This is a genomic window from Ornithinimicrobium kibberense (assembly GCF_006519705.1).
In the GTDB taxonomy this organism is placed as follows: domain Bacteria; phylum Actinomycetota; class Actinomycetes; order Actinomycetales; family Dermatophilaceae; genus Ornithinicoccus; species Ornithinicoccus kibberensis.
The window spans coordinates 120,168-139,228 of the sequence record NZ_VFXM01000006.1 but is presented as its reverse complement, the minus strand read 5'-3'; the positions used below and the strand labels follow the sequence as shown (position 1 = coordinate 139,228).

At 73.1% G+C, this 19,061-nt stretch carries 16 protein-coding genes; 6 read left to right on the top strand and 10 right to left on the bottom strand.

Annotated elements, in window-relative coordinates; all coding sequences use genetic code 11:
- Window positions 1-42 precede the first annotated feature (42 nt).
- From FJR00_RS06690 to FJR00_RS06680, 3 genes are read left to right on the top strand one after another with little or no spacing between them, the layout of a single operon-like run.
- Window positions 43-1,236 carry a M20 metallopeptidase family protein gene (locus FJR00_RS06690; RefSeq protein WP_141338009.1) on the top strand — a complete coding sequence of 398 codons (1,194 nt, stop codon included), beginning with the start codon at window positions 43-45 and terminating at the stop codon, window positions 1,234-1,236.
- Window positions 1,233-2,489, top strand: coding sequence for a threonine ammonia-lyase IlvA (gene ilvA, locus FJR00_RS06685; protein ID WP_141338008.1), 1,257 nt, complete (start codon window positions 1,233-1,235; stop codon window positions 2,487-2,489). The genes FJR00_RS06690 and ilvA overlap by 4 nt, the downstream gene beginning before the upstream one ends.
- Entirely contained in the window at window positions 2,486-3,844 is a 1,359-nt protein-coding gene (locus FJR00_RS06680) for an MFS transporter (protein WP_181409530.1), read from the top strand. The genes ilvA and FJR00_RS06680 overlap by 4 nt, the downstream gene beginning before the upstream one ends.
- A 322-nt stretch (window positions 3,845-4,166) precedes the next feature.
- Here the strand turns inward: FJR00_RS06680 and FJR00_RS06675 are convergent, their stop codons facing one another.
- Window positions 4,167-6,431 (bottom strand): MMPL family transporter, encoded by a 2,265-nt coding sequence (locus tag FJR00_RS06675; RefSeq protein ID WP_141338007.1) that lies wholly within the window; start codon window positions 6,429-6,431, stop codon window positions 4,167-4,169.
- 67 nt (window positions 6,432-6,498) lie between these two features.
- On the opposite strand from FJR00_RS06675, the gene FJR00_RS06670 reads away from it, so the two are divergent.
- The 3 genes from FJR00_RS06670 to moaA are packed head-to-tail and all read left to right on the top strand — an operon-like array spanning window position 6,499 to window position 8,578.
- The gene (locus FJR00_RS06670) at window positions 6,499-7,011 is read left to right on the top strand and encodes a MarR family winged helix-turn-helix transcriptional regulator (protein WP_141338006.1); all 513 of its coding nucleotides are present in this window, start codon (window positions 6,499-6,501) and stop codon (window positions 7,009-7,011) included.
- A gap of 50 nt (window positions 7,012-7,061) precedes the next feature.
- Window positions 7,062-7,580 (top strand): MogA/MoaB family molybdenum cofactor biosynthesis protein, encoded by a 519-nt coding sequence (locus FJR00_RS06665; protein WP_141338005.1) that lies wholly within the window; start codon window positions 7,062-7,064, stop codon window positions 7,578-7,580.
- Entirely contained in the window at window positions 7,580-8,578 is a 999-nt protein-coding gene (gene moaA / locus FJR00_RS06660; RefSeq protein ID WP_141338004.1) for a GTP 3',8-cyclase MoaA, read from the top strand. Before FJR00_RS06665 ends, moaA begins: the two co-directional genes overlap by 1 nt.
- Window positions 8,579-8,635: 57 nt before the next feature.
- Here the strand turns inward: moaA and FJR00_RS06655 are convergent, their stop codons facing one another.
- Genes FJR00_RS06655 through FJR00_RS06615 form a run of 9 tightly spaced genes read right to left on the bottom strand, consistent with a single transcriptional unit; the run spans window position 8,636 to window position 18,983 of the window.
- The gene (locus tag FJR00_RS06655) at window positions 8,636-8,875 is read right to left on the bottom strand and encodes a MoaD/ThiS family protein (RefSeq protein WP_075957299.1); all 240 of its coding nucleotides are present in this window, start codon (window positions 8,873-8,875) and stop codon (window positions 8,636-8,638) included.
- 2 nt (window positions 8,876-8,877) lie between these two features.
- Window positions 8,878-9,495 carry a molybdenum cofactor guanylyltransferase gene (mobA, locus tag FJR00_RS06650; RefSeq protein ID WP_141338003.1) on the bottom strand — a complete coding sequence of 206 codons (618 nt, stop codon included), beginning with the start codon at window positions 9,493-9,495 and terminating at the stop codon, window positions 8,878-8,880.
- Window positions 9,496-9,527: 32 nt separating this feature from the next.
- Complete coding sequence (locus tag FJR00_RS06645; RefSeq protein WP_202876608.1) at window positions 9,528-10,661, bottom strand: ThiF family adenylyltransferase; 1,134 nt, start codon at window positions 10,659-10,661, stop codon at window positions 9,528-9,530.
- A 15-nt stretch (window positions 10,662-10,676) separates the two neighbouring features.
- A complete protein-coding gene (locus tag FJR00_RS06640) occupies window positions 10,677-11,099 on the bottom strand; it encodes a cupin domain-containing protein (protein ID WP_083663986.1) in 423 nt (140 codons plus the stop codon).
- A complete protein-coding gene (gene narI / locus FJR00_RS06635; RefSeq protein WP_075957297.1) occupies window positions 11,096-11,842 on the bottom strand; it encodes a respiratory nitrate reductase subunit gamma in 747 nt (248 codons plus the stop codon). Before narI ends, FJR00_RS06640 begins: the two co-directional genes overlap by 4 nt.
- Window positions 11,839-12,609 (bottom strand): nitrate reductase molybdenum cofactor assembly chaperone, encoded by a 771-nt coding sequence (gene narJ, locus FJR00_RS06630; RefSeq protein ID WP_141338002.1) that lies wholly within the window; start codon window positions 12,607-12,609, stop codon window positions 11,839-11,841. Before narJ ends, narI begins: the two co-directional genes overlap by 4 nt.
- Window positions 12,609-14,315, bottom strand: coding sequence for a nitrate reductase subunit beta (gene narH / locus FJR00_RS06625; protein WP_141338001.1), 1,707 nt, complete (start codon window positions 14,313-14,315; stop codon window positions 12,609-12,611). The genes narJ and narH overlap by 1 nt, the downstream gene beginning before the upstream one ends.
- 1 nt (window position 14,316) lies before the next feature.
- Complete coding sequence (locus tag FJR00_RS06620; protein ID WP_141338000.1) at window positions 14,317-18,027, bottom strand: nitrate reductase subunit alpha; 3,711 nt, start codon at window positions 18,025-18,027, stop codon at window positions 14,317-14,319.
- Entirely contained in the window at window positions 18,024-18,983 is a 960-nt protein-coding gene (locus FJR00_RS06615; protein WP_141337999.1) for a helix-turn-helix transcriptional regulator, read from the bottom strand. Before FJR00_RS06615 ends, FJR00_RS06620 begins: the two co-directional genes overlap by 4 nt.
- Between the last annotated feature and the right edge of the window lie 78 nt (window positions 18,984-19,061).

The window sequence follows — 19,061 nt, the reverse complement described above, 5'->3', positions numbered from 1 at the left end:
TGCGGGGCGTGCGGCGCCGCGTGCGGCCGTAGGCTGGTCGGCATGAACCTGGTCGACGAGGGACGCGCGCTGCTGGACGACCTGGTGGCGCTGCGCCGCGCCCTGCACCGCGACCCGGAGGTCGGCCTGGACCTGCCCCGCACCCAGCAGCGGGTGCTCGAGGCGCTGGAGGGGCTGCCGCTGGAGATCACGACCGGGCAGGCCACGACCTCCGTCGTCGCGGTGCTGCGCGGCGCCCGGCCGGGGCCGACCGTGCTGCTGCGCGGCGACATGGACGGCCTGCCGGTCACCGAGAACACCGGTCTGGACTTCGCCTCGACCACCGGCACGATGCACGCCTGCGGCCACGACCTGCACACGGCCGGGCTCGTGGGCGCCGCACGGCTGCTCAGCGCCCACCGCGACGAGCTCGCCGGGTCGGTGCTCTTCATGTTCCAGCCCGGCGAGGAGGGGTACGGCGGGGCCAAGGTCATGCTTGACGAGGGGCTGCTGGAGGCGAGCGGCGAGACGCCGGTGGCCGCCTACGCCATCCACGTCTCGCCCGGCCCGCGCGGCGTCTTCTGGCACCACTCCGGCCCCGTCATGGCCGGGTCGAACGTCCTGGAGATCACCGTCCACGGCCGGGGCGGCCACGGCTCCCAGCCGCACCGGGCGGCCGACCCGGTCGCCGCGCTCATGGCGGTCGGCACCGCCCTGCAGACGATGGTCACCCGGCGGTTCGACGTGCACGACCCGGTCGTGCTCTCGGTGACCCGGCTGCGCGCCGGCGAGGCGGTCAACGTCATCCCGGCCTCGGCCTCCCTGGGGGCGACCGTGCGCACCCTCTCAGACGGCAACGTCGACGCGGTCCGCGCCGAGGCGACCCGGGTGGCCGACGGCGTCGCGGCCGCCCACGGGTGCACCGCCGAGGTGTCCCTGCAGGTGCAGTACCCCGTCACCGTCAACGACCACGACGAGACCGCCTGGGTGGCCGGGCAGCTGGCCGACACCTTCGGGCCGGACCGCGTGGAGGAGCGGCCCTCCCCCCACATGGGCTCGGAGGACTTCAGCTTCGTCCTGGCGCAGGTCCCGGGCACCTTCTTCTTCCTCCAGTGCAGCCCGCCGGAGGTCGACCCGGCCACCGCGCCCTACAACCACTCCGCCGAGGTGCTCTTCGACGACTCCCTCCTGGGCGACCAGGCCGCGGCCCTGGCGACCCTGGCGCTGCACCGGCTGTCGCGCGAGGAGCAGGGATGACGCAGCCCGGCACGCTGCCGACCGCGGCCGACGTCGACGCGGCGGCCGGGCGGATCGCCGGCAAGGTCTCCCGCACCCCCCTGCAGCGCAGCGAGCGGCTCTCGGAGGCCACCGGCGCGGCCGTGTGGCTCAAGCGGGAGGACCTGCAGCCGGTCCGCTCCTACAAGGGGCGCGGCGCGGCCAACCTCATCGGGCAGCTGGACAGCGAGCAGATCTGGGCGGGGGTGGTGTGCGCCAGCGCCGGCAACCACGCCCAGGGCGTGGCGCACGCCTGCGCGACGCTGGGGGTCAGCGCCCGCATCTACCTGCCGGCCAACACCCCCCGGCAGAAGCGTGAGCGGGTCGCGGCCCTCGGCGGCGACTGGGTCGAGGTCGTCGTCGGCGGTCAGACCTACGACGAGGCCGCGGCGGCCGCGCTCGCCGACGTGGAGCGCACCGGGGCCACCCTCATCCCGGCCTTCGACCACCCGCACACGATCGCCGGCCAGGGCACGATCGCCCGGGAGGTCGTGGAGGACCTGCCCGCCGCCCCCGACGTGCTCGTCGTGCCGGTCGGCGGCGGCGGTCTGCTCGCCGGGTGCCTGACCTGGCTCTCCGAGCGCCACCCCGACGTCCGGGTCGTCGGCGTCGAGCCGGCCGGGGCGGCCAGCATGATCGCCGCCACCTGGGCGGGCGGCCCCACCACGCTGCCGGAGATCGACCGGTTCGTCGACGGCGCCGCCGTCGCCCGCGCCGGCGACTGGACCTACCAGGTCGTGGCACGGCATACCCCCGAGCTGGTGTCGGTCCCCGAAGGCGCGATCTGCACCGAGATGATCGCGCTCTACCAGACCGAGGGGATCATCGCCGAGCCCGCCGGGGCGCTGGCGGCCGCCGCGCTCGACCAGCTCGACCTGGCGCCCGGGCAGCAGGTGGTCGTCGTGGTCTCGGGGGGCAACAACGACCTGCTGCGCTACGGCGAGGTGATGGAGCGCTCGCTCATCCACGAGGGGCTCAAGCACTACTTCCTCGTCGACTTCCCGCAGGAGCCGGGGATGCTGCGGCAGTTCCTCGACGAGGTCCTCGGGCCGGACGACGACATCGCGCTGTTCGAGTACGTCAAGCGCAACAACCGGGAGACCGGCCCCGCGCTGGTGGGCATCGAGCTGGGGTCGCGGGCGGACCTCGCCCCCCTGCTGGAGCGGATGGCGGCCAGCTCGATGGACGTCGAGCCGATCCCGGCCGACAGTCCGCTGTTCCGCTTCATCCTGTGAGGGCCGGCCGGGCCCTCGTCGACCTCAGCCCGCTGCGGGTCGGCGACTACCGGCGGGTGTGGGCCAACGGCCTGCTCGCCGGGCTGGGCATCCAGGTGGCCACCGTCGCCGTGCTCTTCCAGGTCTGGGACCTGACCCGCAACCCGTTCTGGGTGGGGGCCATCGGCCTCGTGCAGGCGGTGCCGCTGATCCTCTTCGGGCTGGTCGGGGGGCCGCTGGCCGACGTGCTCGACCGGCGCCGGGTGGCGCTGTGGTCGACGGGAGGGCAGTCGCTGGCGGGACTGGCGCTGGCCGGCCAGCTGGTCCTGGGGACCTATCCGCTGCCCGTGCTGCTCGGGCTGGTCGGGGTGCAGTCTGCGTTCAGCGCGATCGGGGCGCCGTCGCGGCGGACGTTCGTCGTCCGGCTGCTGCCGCGGACCCTGGTGCCGGCCGGCATCGCGCTGCTCATGCTGACCTTCCAGGCCTCGATGCTCGTCGGGCCGGCGTTGGGCGGGCTGATCCTCGGGGCCACGTCGGCCGGCGTGTGCTTCCTCTTCAACGGGGTCGCGCTGGGCGTGGCCTGGTGGGCGATCCGGGGGCTGCCGCCGCTGCCGCCCCGCCCGGCACGAGAGCGGTCGGGGCCCGTGGCGGAGCAGCCGGCCGAGGCCCCTGCGGGCGAGGCGTCCGGGACCGGGGCCCCAGGGGACGCCGGGACACCTGAGCGGACGGCGGCGAGGGTGTGGCGGCGCACCCGCCGAGGGCTGGAGCTGCTGGCCGACGGGATCGGCACGGTGCGGCACGACCCGGTGCTGCGGGGGTCGTTCCTGCTCGACCTGGCCGCGACGCTGCTCGCATTCCCGGTCGCGCTCTTCCCGATGGTCAACCAGGAGCTCTTCGACGGCGACCCGCGCACGCTGGGGCTGTTCATGTCGGCGGTGGCCGTCGGCGGCATGTCGGCCGGCGCTACGTCGGGGCTGATCACCCGGGCCGACCGGCTGGGACGCATCCAGGTCGGCGCGGTCGCCGCCTGGGGCGTGGCCCTGCTGGGCTTCGGGGCGGCCGCCTGGAGCGGTCAGGCCTGGCTCGTCCTGGGGTTCCTGGCCGTGGCCGGTGCCGCGGACACCGTCTCGGTCACCTCGCGGGCCGCGATGGTCCAGCTCGCCACGCCGGACCAGCAGCTCGGTCGGGTGTCCGCGGTCGAGCACGTCATCGGGCTCGCCGGGCCGGACGTCGGCAACGCCCGCGCCGGGGCGGTCGCCGGGCTGACCACCCCGGCGGTCACGGCCGTCCTCGGCGCGGTGACCTGCCTGGCCGTCGCCGGCTGGGTGGCCGCGACCCACCGGGAGGTGGCCGCCTTCCGGGTCAGCGGGCGGTGACCTGGAGGTCCCGGCTCCGCTGAGGGCGGGCGGGGTCGGCGTGTCGTGCACGTTCTGGCTGTCCGGCCGCCTGTCATGCGCGTCCCGGCTGCCCGGCCCGGCGTGTCGTGCACATCCTGGCTCTCCGGCCCGGCGTGTCGTGCACTGTGCCGTGGCGCTGCGGCGTGTCGCGTGCTGGGACACAGATCCTGCAGCACGCATCCCGCAACAACCGACGAGCCGGCCAGCAGGCACGGTCAGCCATCGACCCGGCCACGCTGGCCAGCCGGTCGGCCCGACGAGCCGGCCGGGCCAGCCCGCCGAGCCAGACCGGTGAACCCCGTCAGCCGCTGACGGCCACCGGCTCCTGGTCGTCCGCCCGGTCGGCCCGCCCGGCATGCTCGGCCTGACCGACGGGGTCGACCTTGCGCGGCCACCAGAACGTCGGGCCCAGGACGCGGACGATCGCCGGCACGAGGACGGTCCGCACGACGAGCGTGTCCATCAGCACCCCGATGCAGATGACCACGCCGATCTGGGCGAGCACCACCAGCGGCAGGACGCCTAGGACCGCGAAGACCGCCGCGAGCAGGATGCCGGCGCTGGTGATCACGCCACCGGTCGCGCCCAGCGCCCGCAGCACCCCCTCGCGGGTCCCGTGGACCTTGGCCTCCTCGAGCGTCCTCGTGATGAGGAAGATGTTGTAGTCCACGCCCAGCGCCACGAGGAACAGGAACGCCAGCAACGGCATGCTCGCGTCGATCGCGCTGAACCCGAAGATCCCGGTGAACAGCCACCACGAGACCCCCAGCGCGGCCGCGAAGGTGGCGACCACGCTGGTCACGAGGATGATCGGCGCCAGCACCGAGCGCAGCAGCCCCATGAGGGCGCCGAGCACGAGGACGAGGATCAGCGGCATGACGACCCAGCGGTCCCGGACGTTGCCGGCGCTCTCGTCGGCGGAGGTCGCGGCACCGCCCGTCACGTAGGTCCCGCCCTCCCCCTCGAGCTCGGCCCGCACATCGGCGACCGTGTCCGCCGAGGCGTCGCTGCCCGGGTCGGCCTCGAGGACCACCTGGACCTGGCCGATCCCCTCGACCGGTTCGACGGCCGTCGCCGAGGTCACGCCGTCGACGTCCCCGACCCGCCCGGCGAGCTCCTCCACCACGGCGGGGTCGTCGGTCCGGGTGACCACGAGCACCGGGTCGGACGTCCCGGCCGGGAAGGACTCGGCCAGCCGCTCCGAGGCGGTGATCGCCTCCGGCGTCTCGAGGAACTGGTCCTCCGGCGGCAGCCCGCTGACGGTCTGGGTCAGGCCGAAGGCCATCGCCGCCAGCACGCCCAGGGTCGCCAGGATGGACACGCCGGGGGCCCTCGCGACGGTGTCGCCGATGCGCCGCCACAAGGACCGGGACTCGCTGAGCACCTGCTGGCCCTCGCGCGGCACCTGCGGCCAGAAGATCCACCGGCCGAAGACGACCAGCGCACCCGGCAGCAGCACCAGCACGCCCAGCGCCGCGACGACGACACCGACGGCCGAGGCGAGCCCCAGCCCGCGCGTGCTGGGGAAGACCGACAGCAGCAGGCTCAGCACGCCCACGACGACGGTGCTGGCGCTGGCGATGACCGCCTCCGAGGCCCGTCGCAGGGCGACGGCCATGGCCTCGTGCCGGTCGTGGTGGCGGCGCAGCTCGTCGCGGTAGCGGGAGATGAGCAGCAGCGCGTAGTTGGTGCCGGCACCGAAGACGAGCACCGACAGGATGCCGATCGTCGACTCGTCCCACGGCACCCCGGTCACGTCGAGCACCCGGGTCGCGACGGTGGCGGCGACCTGGTCGGCCACGCCGACGACGACGAGCGGGACGATCCACAGGATGGGGCTGCGGTAGGTGACGATGAGCAGCAGCGCGACCACCGACGCGGTGACGGCCAGCAGGGTGACGTTGGCGCCGTCGAACACCGAGGCCAGGTCGGCCTGGATCGCCGCGGGACCGGTCACCTGGGCGGTCACCCCCTCCGGCACGGCCTCGTCGAGGTCGGCCCGCAGGTCGGTCACGACCTCCTGCGCCACGCTCGCCGAGGGTGCCTCCAGGGTGAGCACGCTGAGTGCGGCGGTGCCGTCCTCGGACGGGATGACGGGTATGCCGCCCTCCGTCACCCCGGGCGGGGGTCCGCCGGCACCCTCGTCCCCGGCGTCGGCCCCGGGCGGCGGCCCTGCCTGCTCACCATCGGTGGCCTCCGCCGGTGGGCCGGACTCACCGACCTCCCCTTCCGCAGGACCGCCGGGCGCGGCGGCCGGCTCGCCCTCACCGGTGTCGTAGGTCTGCCCCACCGACGCCATGACCTCGCCCAGCGCGGGCAGGTCGTCGCTGATCGGCCCCTCGTCCCGGGTGAAGAGCACGATCGCGGTGCTGCTGCCCTCGTCCGGCAGCTCACCGAGCAGGGCCTGGCCCTCGGTGCTCCCGAAGCCGGCCGGCAGGGTCGCGAGCGGGTCGGGGGTGCGCTCGGCCTGCCCGAGGCCGGCGATCATCCACCCGCCCAGCAGCAGGCCGACGAGGGCGATGATCCAGCTCCGTCGGCCGGTGAGCACTCGCACGAGCGCGTTCATGGGCGGGTCCTTCCGAGATGCCGTACGCTTGGTGACCAAGCAACTGTCTAACTAAGTGAGCAAGTTCATGAGTGAGCGTAGCACCCAGGAGCCAGCTCGTCATACCCTTGTCCAACCTGAGGCAGAGGGCCTCCCGCACAGCCGGTGGGTCGGGTCCTGGGAGCGCAGCCAGACCCTCGACGCGCTGCGCAGCCTGCTGGACACGAGCCGGCGGGCCACCCCGGCGCTGGCCCGGCGGGCGGACCTGTCGCACAGCGAGGCGGCCGTCCTCGAGCACGTCATGGACGAGCCGGCCGGCCCCACCGAGCTGGCCCAGCGCCTGGGCGTGACCTCGGCGGCCGCCAGCGGGATCGTCGACCGGCTGGTCGCCCGTGGCCACGTGGCCCGGGAGCCCCACCCCAGCGACCGCCGCCGCACCGTGGTCGTGGCCACCGACTCCGGCCGGGAGGAGATGCTGGGGCACCTGATGCCGATGTTCGCGGACCTGGCCAGGCTCGACCAGGAGCTGTCGCCGCAGGAGCGGGACGTCGTCCTGCGCTTCCTCACCGCGGCCGAGCGGGCGGTCTCGCGTCTCCTGTGAGGCTGGCGCCGGATGAGGCCGGGCACGGGCCGACGACGTAGGGTGGAGCGATGAGCTCCACCCCGTCCCACCCCCGCACCGCCGCCGCGATCACGGTCTCCAACCGCAGCTCGGACGGCACCCGCGAGGACACCTCCGGGCGTCTGCTCGTCGAGGCGCTGCAGGCGGCCGGCTTCGAGGTGGACGGACCCACCGTGGTTCCCGACGGCGTCGAGACGGTCGCGGCGGTGCTGCGCGAGAAGGTCGCCGCAGGCCACCGGCTCGTCGTCACGACCGGCGGCACCGGCATGGGACCGCAGGACCTCACCCCCGAGGGCACCCGCCTGGTCATCACCCGGGAGAACCCGGGGCTGGCCGAGCTGATCCGCCGCGAGGGCGCGCGGCACACCCCGTTCGCGGCGGTGTCCCGCGGGGTGGTGGGGGTTGTCGACTGGCCGCAGGAGCAGGGCCCCGGCGGCAGCCTGGTGATCAACCTGCCCGGGCGCCCGTCCGCCGTGACCGAGGGGATGGAGGTCGTCGCCCCGCTGCTGGGGCACGTCCTGGACCAGATCGGCGGAGGTGACCACTGATGACGGCCGGACCGCTGGTCGACCGCTACGGCCGGGTGCACCGCGACCTGCGTATCTCGGTGACCGACCGCTGCTCGCTGCGGTGCACCTACTGCATGCCCGAGCAGGGGGTCCCGTGGCTGCCGCGCGACACCATGCTCTCCACCGAGGAGGTCGTCCGGCTCGCGGACGTCGCCGTGGGGATGGGGATCGAGGAGATCCGGCTCACCGGGGGCGAGCCGCTCCTGCGGCGTGACCTCGTCGACGTGGTGGCCGGCCTGGCCGCGCTCGACCCCGCCCCGGAGATCTCGATGACGACGAACGGCGTCGGCCTGGCCCGGATCGCCGAGGACCTGAAGGCCGCCGGCCTGACCCGGGTCAACGTCAGCATCGACACCCTCGACCGGGAGACCTTCATCGAGCTGGCCAAGCGGGACCGGCTGGCCGACACCCTCGCCGGGATCGAGGCCTCGGCCGCCGCCGGTCTCGTGCCGGTCAAGCTCAACACCGTCCTCATGCGGGGGGTCAACGACACCGAGGCGCCGGACCTGCTGGCGTTCGCGCTGGAGCACGGCTACCAGCTGCGGTTCATCGAGCAGATGCCGCTGGATGCCCAGCACCAGTGGGACCGCACCCAGATGATCACCGGCGAGGAGATCCTGGAGAAGCTGCGGACCCGCTTCGAGCTGACGGCGATGCCCGACGACACCCGTGGGAGCGCCCCGGCCGAGCTCTTCCTCGTCGACGGCGGCCCCGCCACCGTCGGCGTCATCGCCTCGGTGACGATGCCGTTCTGCGGCACCTGCGACCGGGTGCGGCTGACCGCCGACGGCATGATCCGCAACTGCCTGTTCGCCACCGGTGAGACCGACCTGCGCACCCCCCTGCGCGAGGGCGCCTCGGACGAGCAGCTGGCCGACCTGTTCCGGGAGTCGATCGGCGCCAAGCTGCCCGGGCACGGCATCAACGAGCCGGGATTCCTGCAGCCGCCGCGTCCGATGAGCCGGATCGGCGGCTGACCGCCGGCGGGGTCGCTTCGCCGGCCCGCCCTGGGCGCGAGGGCTCAGCCGGTGCGCTCAGCCCCCGGCGAACGGCGGCAGCACGTCGAGCACGGCGTCGTGGGCGACCGGCAGCTGGCGGTCCCGGACGTACTGCCCCTCGTGGAGCACCGAGCTGCGGCGCAGCACCCGCTCCAGCTCGGCCCCGTGCAGCTCGACGAGCCGGTCGAGCAGGGTGCCCAGGTCGTCGGCGGCCACCTGCTCGGACTCGGTGCCGGCCGCCTCCGCCGCCGCGGCGAAGTACCTCACGGTCGCCATCGTCATCCCTCCAGCTCTGGTCGGTGTCGCCCCATCGTCGCACTTCCGGTGCGCCGTTCCCAGTCCGCCAGGTCCGCCCAGGTGTCGACGTCGCCCACATGCTCGGCCCCCGTCCCCACCGGGTGCCAGGCCAGGTCGGCGACCAGCCTGCGCACCGACACGTCGCGCACGCGGGGCAGCTGCGCGAGCGCGGCCGCCAGGGCCTCGCGCCGGTAGATCGCCAGCAGCCACTGCAGGTGCCCGGTCGCGTCGGTGTGGGCGAGGGCATCCACCCCGTCGACCAGCTCGTCGAGGGCCGCGTGCAGCGCCGACAGCGCCTGCTCGGCCCCGGGCTGGTCGACGGCGACGACGGCCACCCAGTCCGCCTCCTCCCCGAGCGCGTCGAGGCCCGCGGCGATGCCGGCCACCGGTCCGCCGTCGGGCGGGTCCTCCAGCGTCCGCAGCACCCCGTCGGGGACGGTCCCCCGGCCGACGACCACGGCCCGGCCGCCGAGCCCGGGCGCCGCGGCGAGCACCCGGTCGAGCAGCGGCCTGCCCTCGACGACGAGGGCCCCCTTGTCGCGGCCACCCAGGCGGCTGCCCCGGCCACCGGCCAGGACGAGCAGGTCGACGACGGGCACGGACGGAGGCACGGGCACGGGCACGGGCACCGCTAGTAGGCCGGCAGGCTGGGCTCGACGCGCTCGATCCAGGCGAGCATGCCGCCGGTCATCACCGAGACGTCGGGGTGGCCGAGACGGACCAGGTGGGCCGCCGCCCGGCGGGCCCTGGGGCCGGTCTTGCAGTAGACGACGACGGGGCGCTCGGGCAGGAGGTCCAGCTGCTCCCACGTGAGCACCTCGCCGACGGGCACCGTCAGGGCGCCGGGCACGATCCCGAGGGCGTGCTCGCCCGGCTCGCGCACGTCGAGCAGGAGGGGCGCGCCCGCACCGCCGAGGGCGTCACGGACGTCCTCGACCGACCGCTCGGGCAGGGGCACCAGCTCGCGGACCGGCTCGTGGGCCGGCGGCGGACCCAGGTCGCCCACCGGCCGCAGCGGCACCTCGCGGGTGCGCTGGGTGAGCGCGTCGACGAGCAGCACCCGGTCGACGAGCGGCTCGCCGAACCCGCAGACGAGCTTGACCACCTCGGCGGCCATGATCGAGCCGACCTGGCCGACGAGAGCCCCCAGCACGCCCGCCTCGGCGCAGGAGGGGACGTCCTCGGGCCGCGGAGGTAGCGGGAACAGGTCGCGCAGGCCGACCGCCCCGGGGCGTCCCGGCACGAAGGTGGACAGCTGGGCGTCGAAGCGCAGGACCGCGGCCCACACGACGGGGATGCCGAGCGCGGTGGCCGCGTCGGAGACGGCATACCTCGTCGGGAAGTTGTCGGCCCCGTCGAGGATGACGTCGTGCCCGGCCAGCAGGTCCTCCGCGGTGTCGGGCGTGATCCGTTCCTGCCGCACCGTCACGGACACGTCGGGGTTGAGCGCGGCGACGAAGCTGGCGGCCGACTCGACCTTGGGCCGGCCCACGTCCTCGGCCCGGTGGATCACCTGCCGCTGCAGGTTCGTGGTGTCGACGACGTCGTCGTCGATGATCGTCAGGTGGCCCACGCCGGCGGCGGCGAGGTAGGACAGGGTCGGGCTCCCCAGCCCGCCCGCGCCGACGACGGCGACCCGGGCCGCGAGCAGGCGCCGCTGCGCCTCCAGCCCCATCCCCGGCACGAGGAGGTGCCGGGAGTAGCGGGACACCTGGGCGGGCGTCAGCTCCGGGCCGGGCTCGACGAGCGGGGGCAGGGGGATCATGCGTCCGAGGCTACGTCAGCCGACCGACACGGTCAGCACGCAGACGCTGTCCTCCTCGGCGACGACGTCGTGCCGGGCGGGGGGTATGGCGTGCGCGCTCCCCGCGGGAAGGGTCCAGGACCGCCCCTCCGAGCCGAGGACGACCCGGCCGGACAGGCACAGCAGCGAGGCCGGTCCGGGGGCGTCGTGGTCGGGCAGCCCGCCGCCGGCCGGCAGGCCGAGCAGGATCATGTTCTGCCCGGGCTGGCGCACGACCGAGCGGACCGTACGGCCGCGTCCTGACTCCTTGGCCCTGGCCAGCAGCCGCTCGCCCTCCGCGAGCAGGTCGACGACGCGGTAGGGGTCGACCTCCTCCTCGGGGGTCAGCGCGAGGTCCCCGACGACGGGGTGAGCCGGGTCCTCGAGCGACCCGGGAACCGGGGCGTCGGGCCCGCTCACTGGACCCGCTCCCAGCCGCGCTTCTGGGCGCGCGAGCCGGTGGCAACGCCGGGACGCTCGTCCCGGCTGCGGTAGACGATGTAGGGCCGGGTGAAGTAGCCCAGCGGCGCCGAGAACACGTGCACGAGCCGGGTGAACGGCCAGATCGCGAACAGCAGGAAGGCGGTCAGCGCGTGCAGCTTGAAGCCGATCGGCGCGTTCTCCATGAGGGAGGCGTCCGGCTGGAACCAGAAGATCTGGCGGAACCACGGGGAGACGCCCTCGCGGTAGTTGTAGTGGTCGCCGGCGATGCCCAGGTTGAGCAGGCTGCCGGCCACGGTGTTCCACATGCCGAGGACGATGACGACGGCCAGGAGTGCGTACATGACCTTGTCGTTGACCGTGGTGGCGCGGAAGACCGGGCCCACGGTGCGCCGCCGGTAGACGAGGATGGCCAGCCCGACGAGGCAGGCGATGCCCGCGGGCAGGCCGCCGGCGAGCGCGACGATGTGGTAGAGCTCCTGGCTGACCCCGGCCTGGTCGGTCCAGCTCTGGGGCACGATCAGGCCCATGAAGTGGCCGACCGCGACGAAGAGCAGCCCGAAGTGGAACAGCGGGCTGCCGAACCGCAGCAGCCGGTCCTCGTAGAGCTGGCTGGAGCGGGTGGTCCAGCCGAACTTGTCGTACTTGTAGCGCCAGACGTGCCCGACGACGAAGACCGCCAGGCAGATGTACGGGAAGATCACCCAGAGGAAGGTGCTCATCGGGGGGCTCCTACGGGGATGGTCGGGCCGAGGGTATGGGGTGTGCCGGCGGGGGCGCCGCCGTCGCCGCATACGCCGCCCGAGGAGGGCGGGGTGCGCAGGCGGTCCAGGGCGGGGTCGATGGAGTAGGGCGCGTCGTCGATCCCCACCGACTCCTGCGGCGGGCCCTGGGCGATGAGCCGGGCCAGGGCCTGCTCGTCGTCGCCCTGGAGCTCGGGCAGGGTGGCGCGCAGGGCGTCGACCACGTCCAGCCACGGCGAGCCTCGCCGCTGCAGCGCCCGGTGGAGCAGCTCGATGCCGACCCGGTGGTCGTTGAGCAGCCGCCACGCGGCGTCCGGGTCGACGGTCGCGCCGAACTCCAGCACCACCGACAGGTGGTCGGGCAGCTCGGCGTCGGCGTCGGCCAGCTCGGCCCCGTGCTTGCGGTAGGCCTGCTTGAACTGCACGAGCGCGACCCCGCGGTTGCGGGTGTCGCCGTGCAGGAAGTAGGTCAGGTGCAGGCAGCACTTGCGGGTGACGTCGAAGGTGTCGACGTAGTCCACCTGCAGGGCGGCCAGGTCGGCGCCGGCGACGTGGTCGAGGAAGCGGCCCAACGGCATACCCACCCGGTCCGGGAGACCGGCGGCCACCTCGCGCAGCGCGGGGAGCCGCTCGACGAGGGCGTCGTCGGGGTAGTCCAGCAGCAGGGAGACCAGCTGCCAGGCGTCGGCCTGGGCGCGTGGCTCGAGGCGGGGGTCGGTGCGCCGGTGGCGCCGCCAGGGCAGCATCAGCGGTTCCCCTCGGAACCCTCGCCGTCGGCGGCCTGACCGACGCCCTCGGCGGGACGCTCCGGGAACAGCCCGGCCGGCACGCCCTTGCCGTCCCAGTTGAGCAGGTTGACCCGTCCCTGCTTGGAGCCGCCGGAGACGAGGGACTCCTGGGTCTGCCGCTGCTGGAGCATCCTGAAGTTCTCCACCGCCACCGGGGTGGTGGAGCCCCGGCCGGAGCCCTCGCCGAACGGGCCCGACCCGTCCATGAGCTCGTCGTCGTAGCCGGTCACGGGGCAGTCGGTGGCCAGCTCCTCGAGGGCGTGCGCGTCCTCACCGTGGGCGGCCGGGATGACGTAGCGCTCGTTGTACTTGGCGATGGCCAGGAGGCGGAACATCTCGTACATCTCCTCCTCGGACATCCCGACCGCCTCGGGGATCTCCGCCCGGGGGTCACGGCCGAGGTTGATGTCCCGCATGTAGGAGCGCATGGCCGCCAGCTTGCGCAGCACCTCGTTGACCGGGCGGACGTCGCCGGCCGTGAAGAGGTTGGCCAGGTACTCCACGGGGATGCGCAGGGCGTCGATCGCGGCGAAGAGGTTGTCCTTGTCCTCGGCGTCGTAGCCGGTGTCCTTGATGACGTCGACGACCGGCGACAGCGGCGGGATGTACCAGACCATGGGCATGGTGCGGTACTCCGGGTGCAGCGGCAGGGCGACCTTGTACTCGCTGATGAGCTTCCACACCGGCGACTTCTTGGCCGCCTCCACCCAGTCGCCGGGGATCCCGGCCCGCTCGGCCTCCCGCTGGACGGCGGGGTCGTGCGGGTCGAGGAAGACCGAGCGCTGCGCCTCGTAGAGGTCGTGCTCGTCCTCCACGGCGGCCGCCTCGAGCACCTTGTCCGCGTCGTAGAGCATGAGGCCGATGTAGCGCAGCCGACCCACGCAGGTCTCGGCGCACACGGTGGGGATGCCCACCTCGACGCGGGGGTAGCAGAAGGTGCACTTCTCGGCCTTGCCGGTCTTGTGGTTGAAGTAGACCTTCTTGTAGGGGCAGCCGGTGACGCACATGCGCCAGCCGCGGCACTTGTCCTGGTCGACCAGGACGATGCCGTCCTCCTCGCGCTTGTAGATCGCGCCGGAGGGGCAGGAGGCCGCGCAGCTGGGGTTGAGGCAGTGCTCGCAGATCCGCGGCAGGTAGAACATGAAGGTCTGGTCGAACTCGAACTTCACCTTGTCCTCGATGCCCTTGAGCATCGGGTCCTTGGTGGCGTGCTCGGCCGAGCCGCCCAGGTCGTCGTCCCAGTTGGCGCTCCACTGGATGTTGATCTGCTTGCCGGAGATCAGCGAGTAGGGCTTGGCGACGGGGAAGGTGTCCTGGGCCGGCGCGTTGAGCAGCGTCTCGTAGTCGTAGGTCCACGGCTCGTAGTAGTCGCCGATCTTGGGCATCTTGGGGTTGGAGAAGATGTTGAGCAGCTTGTTCAGCCGTCCGCCGGCCTTGAGCTTGAGCCGGCCGTTGTCGGTGCGGACCCAGCCGCCCTTCCACTCCTCCTGGTCCTCGTAGCCGCGGGGGTAGCCCAGGCCGGGCCGGGTCTCCACGTTGTTGAACCAGACGTACTCGGTGCCCTGGCGGTTGGTCCAGGCCTGCTTGCAGGTGACCGAGCAGGTGTGGCACCCGATGCACTTGTCCAGGTTCATGACCATGGCCATCTGTGCCATGACGCGCATATCAGTACTCCACCTTCGTCGTCCGCTTGCGGATGGTCGTCACTTCGTCACGGTTGTTGCCGGTCGGGCCGATGTAGTTGAAGAAGTAGGCGTGCTGGGCGTAGCCGCCGATGAGGTGGCTCGGCTTGAGCAGGATCCGGGTGAGGCTGTTGTGGATCCCGCCGCGCTTCTTGTCGGTCTCGGTCAGCGGCACGTCGATGAGCCGGTCCTGGGCGTGGTGCATGTAGACCGTGCCCTCGGGCATGCGGTGGCTGACGATCGCCCGGCAGGCGACCACGCCGTTGCGGTTGACCGCCTCGATCCAGTCGTTGTCCCTGACCCCGATCTTGGCGGCGTCCCGGTCGGACATCCAGATCGTCTGCCCGCCCCGGGAGAGGGAGAGCATGAATAGGTTGTCCTGGTACTCGGAGTGGATCGACCACTTGTTGTGCGGGGTCAGGTAGCGCACGCTCACCGCGACCGCACCGCCGGCGTCCTCGGTCTCCTGACCGATCGGCGCCTCCCCGAAGAGGGTGGTCATGTTCAGCGGCGGCCGGTAGGTCGGCAGTCCCTCGCCCATCCCGAGCATCCAGTCGTGGTCCAGGTAGAAGTGCTGGCGGCCGGTGAGGGTGTGGAAGGGCTTGGACCGCTCGATGTTGATGGTGAACGGGCTGTAGCGCCGCCCGCCGCTCTCCGAGCCGGACCACTCCGGGGAGGTGATGACCGGGACCGGCGCGGCCTGGGTGTCGGCGAAGGTGATCTGCTTGCCCTCGTGCTCGGCGGCCAGGTCGGCCAGCCGGGTGCCGGTGCGCTGCTCCAGGAAGCGGAAGCCCTGGGTGGCCAGGTGGCCGTTGCTCACCCCGGACAGGTGCAGGATCGCGTCGGCGACCTGCACGTCGGTCTCCAGCTTCGGCCGCCCGTCGGTCGGCCCGCCGTGGACCTCGCCGTTGCGCTGGCGCAGGATGCCGACCTCGCGGGCGACGTCGTACTTGACGCCCTTGGTGAGCATGCCGAGCTTCTCCAGGAGCGGGCCCACGGAGGTCATCCGGGCGTAGGTCGCCGGGTAGTCACGCTCCACCTCGGCGATGACCGGGAGGGTCTTGCCGGGCACGGGCTCGACCTCGCCGAGGCGCCAGTCCAGCACCCGGCCGTGGACGGTGGCCATCGCCTCCGGGGTGTCGTGCCACAGCGGCTTGGTGACCACGTCCTTGCGCACGCCGAGGTGGTCGACGGCCAGCTCGGAGAACCGCTTGGCGACCGCCTTCCAGGCCTCCCAGTCGCTCTTGGCCTGCCACGGCGGGGAGATGGCCGGGTTGAACGAGTGCACGAACGGGTGCATGTCGGTGGTGTTGATGTCGTGCTTCTCGTACCAGGTCGCCGCCGGCAGGACGACGTCGGAGAACAGCGTGGAGCTGGTCATCCGGAAGTCCAGCGTCAGCAGCAGGTCGAGCTTGCCCTCGCCGGCCTCCTCCCGCCAGACCACGCTGTCGGGGCGCTGCCCCTCGGCGGCCTGGTGCGCCTTGACGGCGTTGTCTGTGCCGAGCAGGTGCTTGAGGAAGTACTCGTTGCCCTTGGCCGAGGAGCCGAGCAGGTTGGCCCGCCACAGGGAGAGCACGCGGGGGTAGTTGTCGGGGTCCTCGGGGTCCTCGACCGCGAACTTCAGCGCCCCCTCCTTGAGCTGCTGCGCGACATACTCCCCCGCCGGCAGCCCCGCCGCGGCCGCGTCGTCGGCGACCTGCAGGGAGCTGCGGTCGAACTGCGGGTAGGAGGGCGTCCAGCCCAGCCGGACCGACTGCGAGAGCAGATCCATCGTCGACCGGCCCTCGAACGCCCCGGTAGCCCCGTTGATGCCGTCGGCGCCGAAGGTGTCGTAGCGGTACTGCGAGGTGTGCACGTACCAGTAGGCGGTCTGGTTCATGTGGCGCGGCGGACGGATCCAGTCCAGCGCGAACGCCAGGTGCTGGAAGCCCATGATCGGGCGCACCTTCTCCTGGCCGACGTAGTGCGCCCAGCCGCCGCCGTTGCGCCCCTGGCACCCGGTGATCGTGGTGAGCACGAGCATGGCGCGGTAGATCTGGTCGGAGTGGTACCAGTGGTTGGTGCCGGCGCCCATGAGGATCATGCCGCGGCCCTGCGTGTCGATCGCGTTCTGCGCCCACTCGCGGGCGATCCGCACGATCTGCTCGCTGGGGGCACCGGTGATCTCGGCGGCCCAGGCCGGGGTGGCCGGGACCGAGGGGTCCTCGTAGCCCTGCGGCCAGGCGCCGGGCAGGCCGGCGCGGCCGACGCCGTAGTGGGCCAGCATGAGGTCGAGCACGGTGGTGACGAGGCGGTCGCCGATCCGGCGGACGGGGACGCCGCGCCGCTCGGTGACCTGGTGCCCCTCGACGTTGTCGAAGCGGGGCAGCCCGACCTCCACCGACTCCCCGGTGTCGCCGTAGAGCGACAGGACCGGGCGGATGTCGCCCAGGTCGAGGTTCCAGCGGCCCGCGCCCTCGTCGCCGTACCGGTGGCCGAGGGAGCCGCCCGGGATGGCGACCTCGCCGGTGGCGCCGTCGAGCAGCGCCGGCTTCCACATCGCGTTCTCGCTGGACTGCTCCGGGTGGCCCTCGAGGTCGCCGGCCACGAGGAACTTGCCCGGACGGTAGCTGCCGTCGCCGGTCTCGTCGAGCGTCACGAGGTAGGGCAGGTCGGTGAAGCGCTGGTTGTACTCGGTGAAGAAGTCGACCTGCCGGTCGACGAAGTACTCCTTGAGCACCACGTGGCCCATCGCCATCGCGAGCGCACCGTCGGTGCCGGGGTCGGCGGCGACCCACTCGTCGGCGAACTTGACGTTCTCGGCGTAGTCGGGGGCCACCGCGATGACCTTCTGGCCGCGGTAGCGGGCCTCGGTCATCCAGTGCGCGTCCGGCGTGCGGGTCAGCGGCACGTTGGAGCCCCACATGATGAGGTAGCCGGCGTCCCACCAGTCGCCGGACTCCGGCACGTCGGTCTGGTCGCCGAACATCTGCGGCGAGGCGTTGGGCAGGTCGGCGTACCAGTCGTAGAAGGAGAGCATCGGGGCGCCGATGAGCTCGAGGAAGCGGGCCCCGGAGGCGTAGCTGACCGGGGACATCGCCGGGATCGGCGAGAAGCCGGCGATCCGGTCCGGGCCCCAGCGCTTGATCGTGTAGACGTGCGCGGCGGCGATCATCTCGACCGCCTCCTCCCAGGTGGAGCGCACCAGCCCGCCCTTGCCGCGGGCCTTCTTGTAGACGGCCGTCTTCTCCTCGTCCTGGACGATCGAGGCCCAGGCGACGACCGGGTCGCCGTAGGTCTGCCGCGCCTCCCGGTACATCTGCAGGAGGGTTCCGCGCACGTAGGGGTAGCGCACCCGGGTGGGGCTGTAGGTGTACCAGGAGAAGGCCGCGCCGCGGGGGCAGCCGCGGGGCTCGTACTCGGGCTTGTCGGCCCCGGCCGAGGGGTAGTCGGTCTGCTGGGCCTCCCAGGTGATGATCCCGTCCTTGACGTAGACCTTCCACGAGCAGGAGCCGGTGCAGTTGACCCCGTGGGTGGACCGGACGACCTTGTCGTGCGCCCAGCGGTCGCGGTAGAAGGAGTCGCCGCTGCGCCCGCCCTCGAGGGTGAGGGTGCGCTTGTCGTCCGACACCTCCCCGCGGGTGAAGAAGCGGCGGGTGCCGACCAGCGCGTCGCTCAGCGGACCGTCGAGCCGGGACTGGGTGCGCTCACTCATGCGGGGTTCTCCTGGTGCGGTGGGATCGAGGGGCGGTCGGTCGTGGGCGGAGGTATGTCGTGCTCGTCCGCCGCGGGCAGCGGGTCGGGGACGGGCCCCGGCGGGTCGGGGGCGGCCGCGGCCGGACGGGGCGGGGCGGCCCAGCGGCCGGGCCCGGGGACGATCGGCTCCTCGGGCGGGGTGGCGTGCCGCAGCACCACGGCGTGGCAGGTCCCGGGTCCGACGAACGGGCGCAGGCTGACCCCGGCGTCCGGCTCGCCGGCCGCGTCCAGGGCCCCCTTGAGCAGGCCGCGGTGGACACCGCAGACGACCTCGGGGTGCACGCGGGCCAGGTCGAGGAAGGGGCACTCGCGCAGGGTGAGCGTCACGTCCCCCTCGCGCCCGCTCAGGGACAGGTCGGGGGTGTAGCCCCACTCCTGGAGCAGGTCGACGATGCCACCGACCTTGGCCATCCACTCCCCGGAGGTCCCGGCCGGCGGCGGCGGTCCGCCATCCTCGAGCAGCCCGTGGTCGTCGCCGTGCTCGAGCCGGTCGCGGACCCACTCCGCACCGGCCTCCTCCGGGGTGAGCCGGCCCTCGTCCGAGGGGTCCAGGGCGCCGGCCAGGAGGGTCGCGAGCACCTTGTAGTGGCCGCTGTCCCCGCCGCCCTGGGCCACGGGGCCCAGCTCGCCCTCCACGACGAAGTAGCGCTTGGCCGGCCGGCCGGCGCCCCCGCTGCGCACGAAGTGGCTGCCCACGAGTCCGGCGGAGACGAGCTGGTCGAGGTGGAAACGGACGGTGGTGCTGTGCAGGCCCAGCACGGTGCCGAGCTCGGCCGCCGTCATCCCGCCGTCGCGGGTGGGACGGCCCTCGACGGCCAGGCGCGGAAGACCGACGAGGTGGTCGACGATCGAACGTCGCACGGCGGAGGTGAGCAGGAACGCCCCGTCGCGTCCCACGTGCTCGACTGCTCCCATTGACAGGTCCTTTTATCGGAGTTGGCCCGCCTAATCTAAGCCCCCGACGCGCACCCCCGCAACCATCCCGGACAGCGC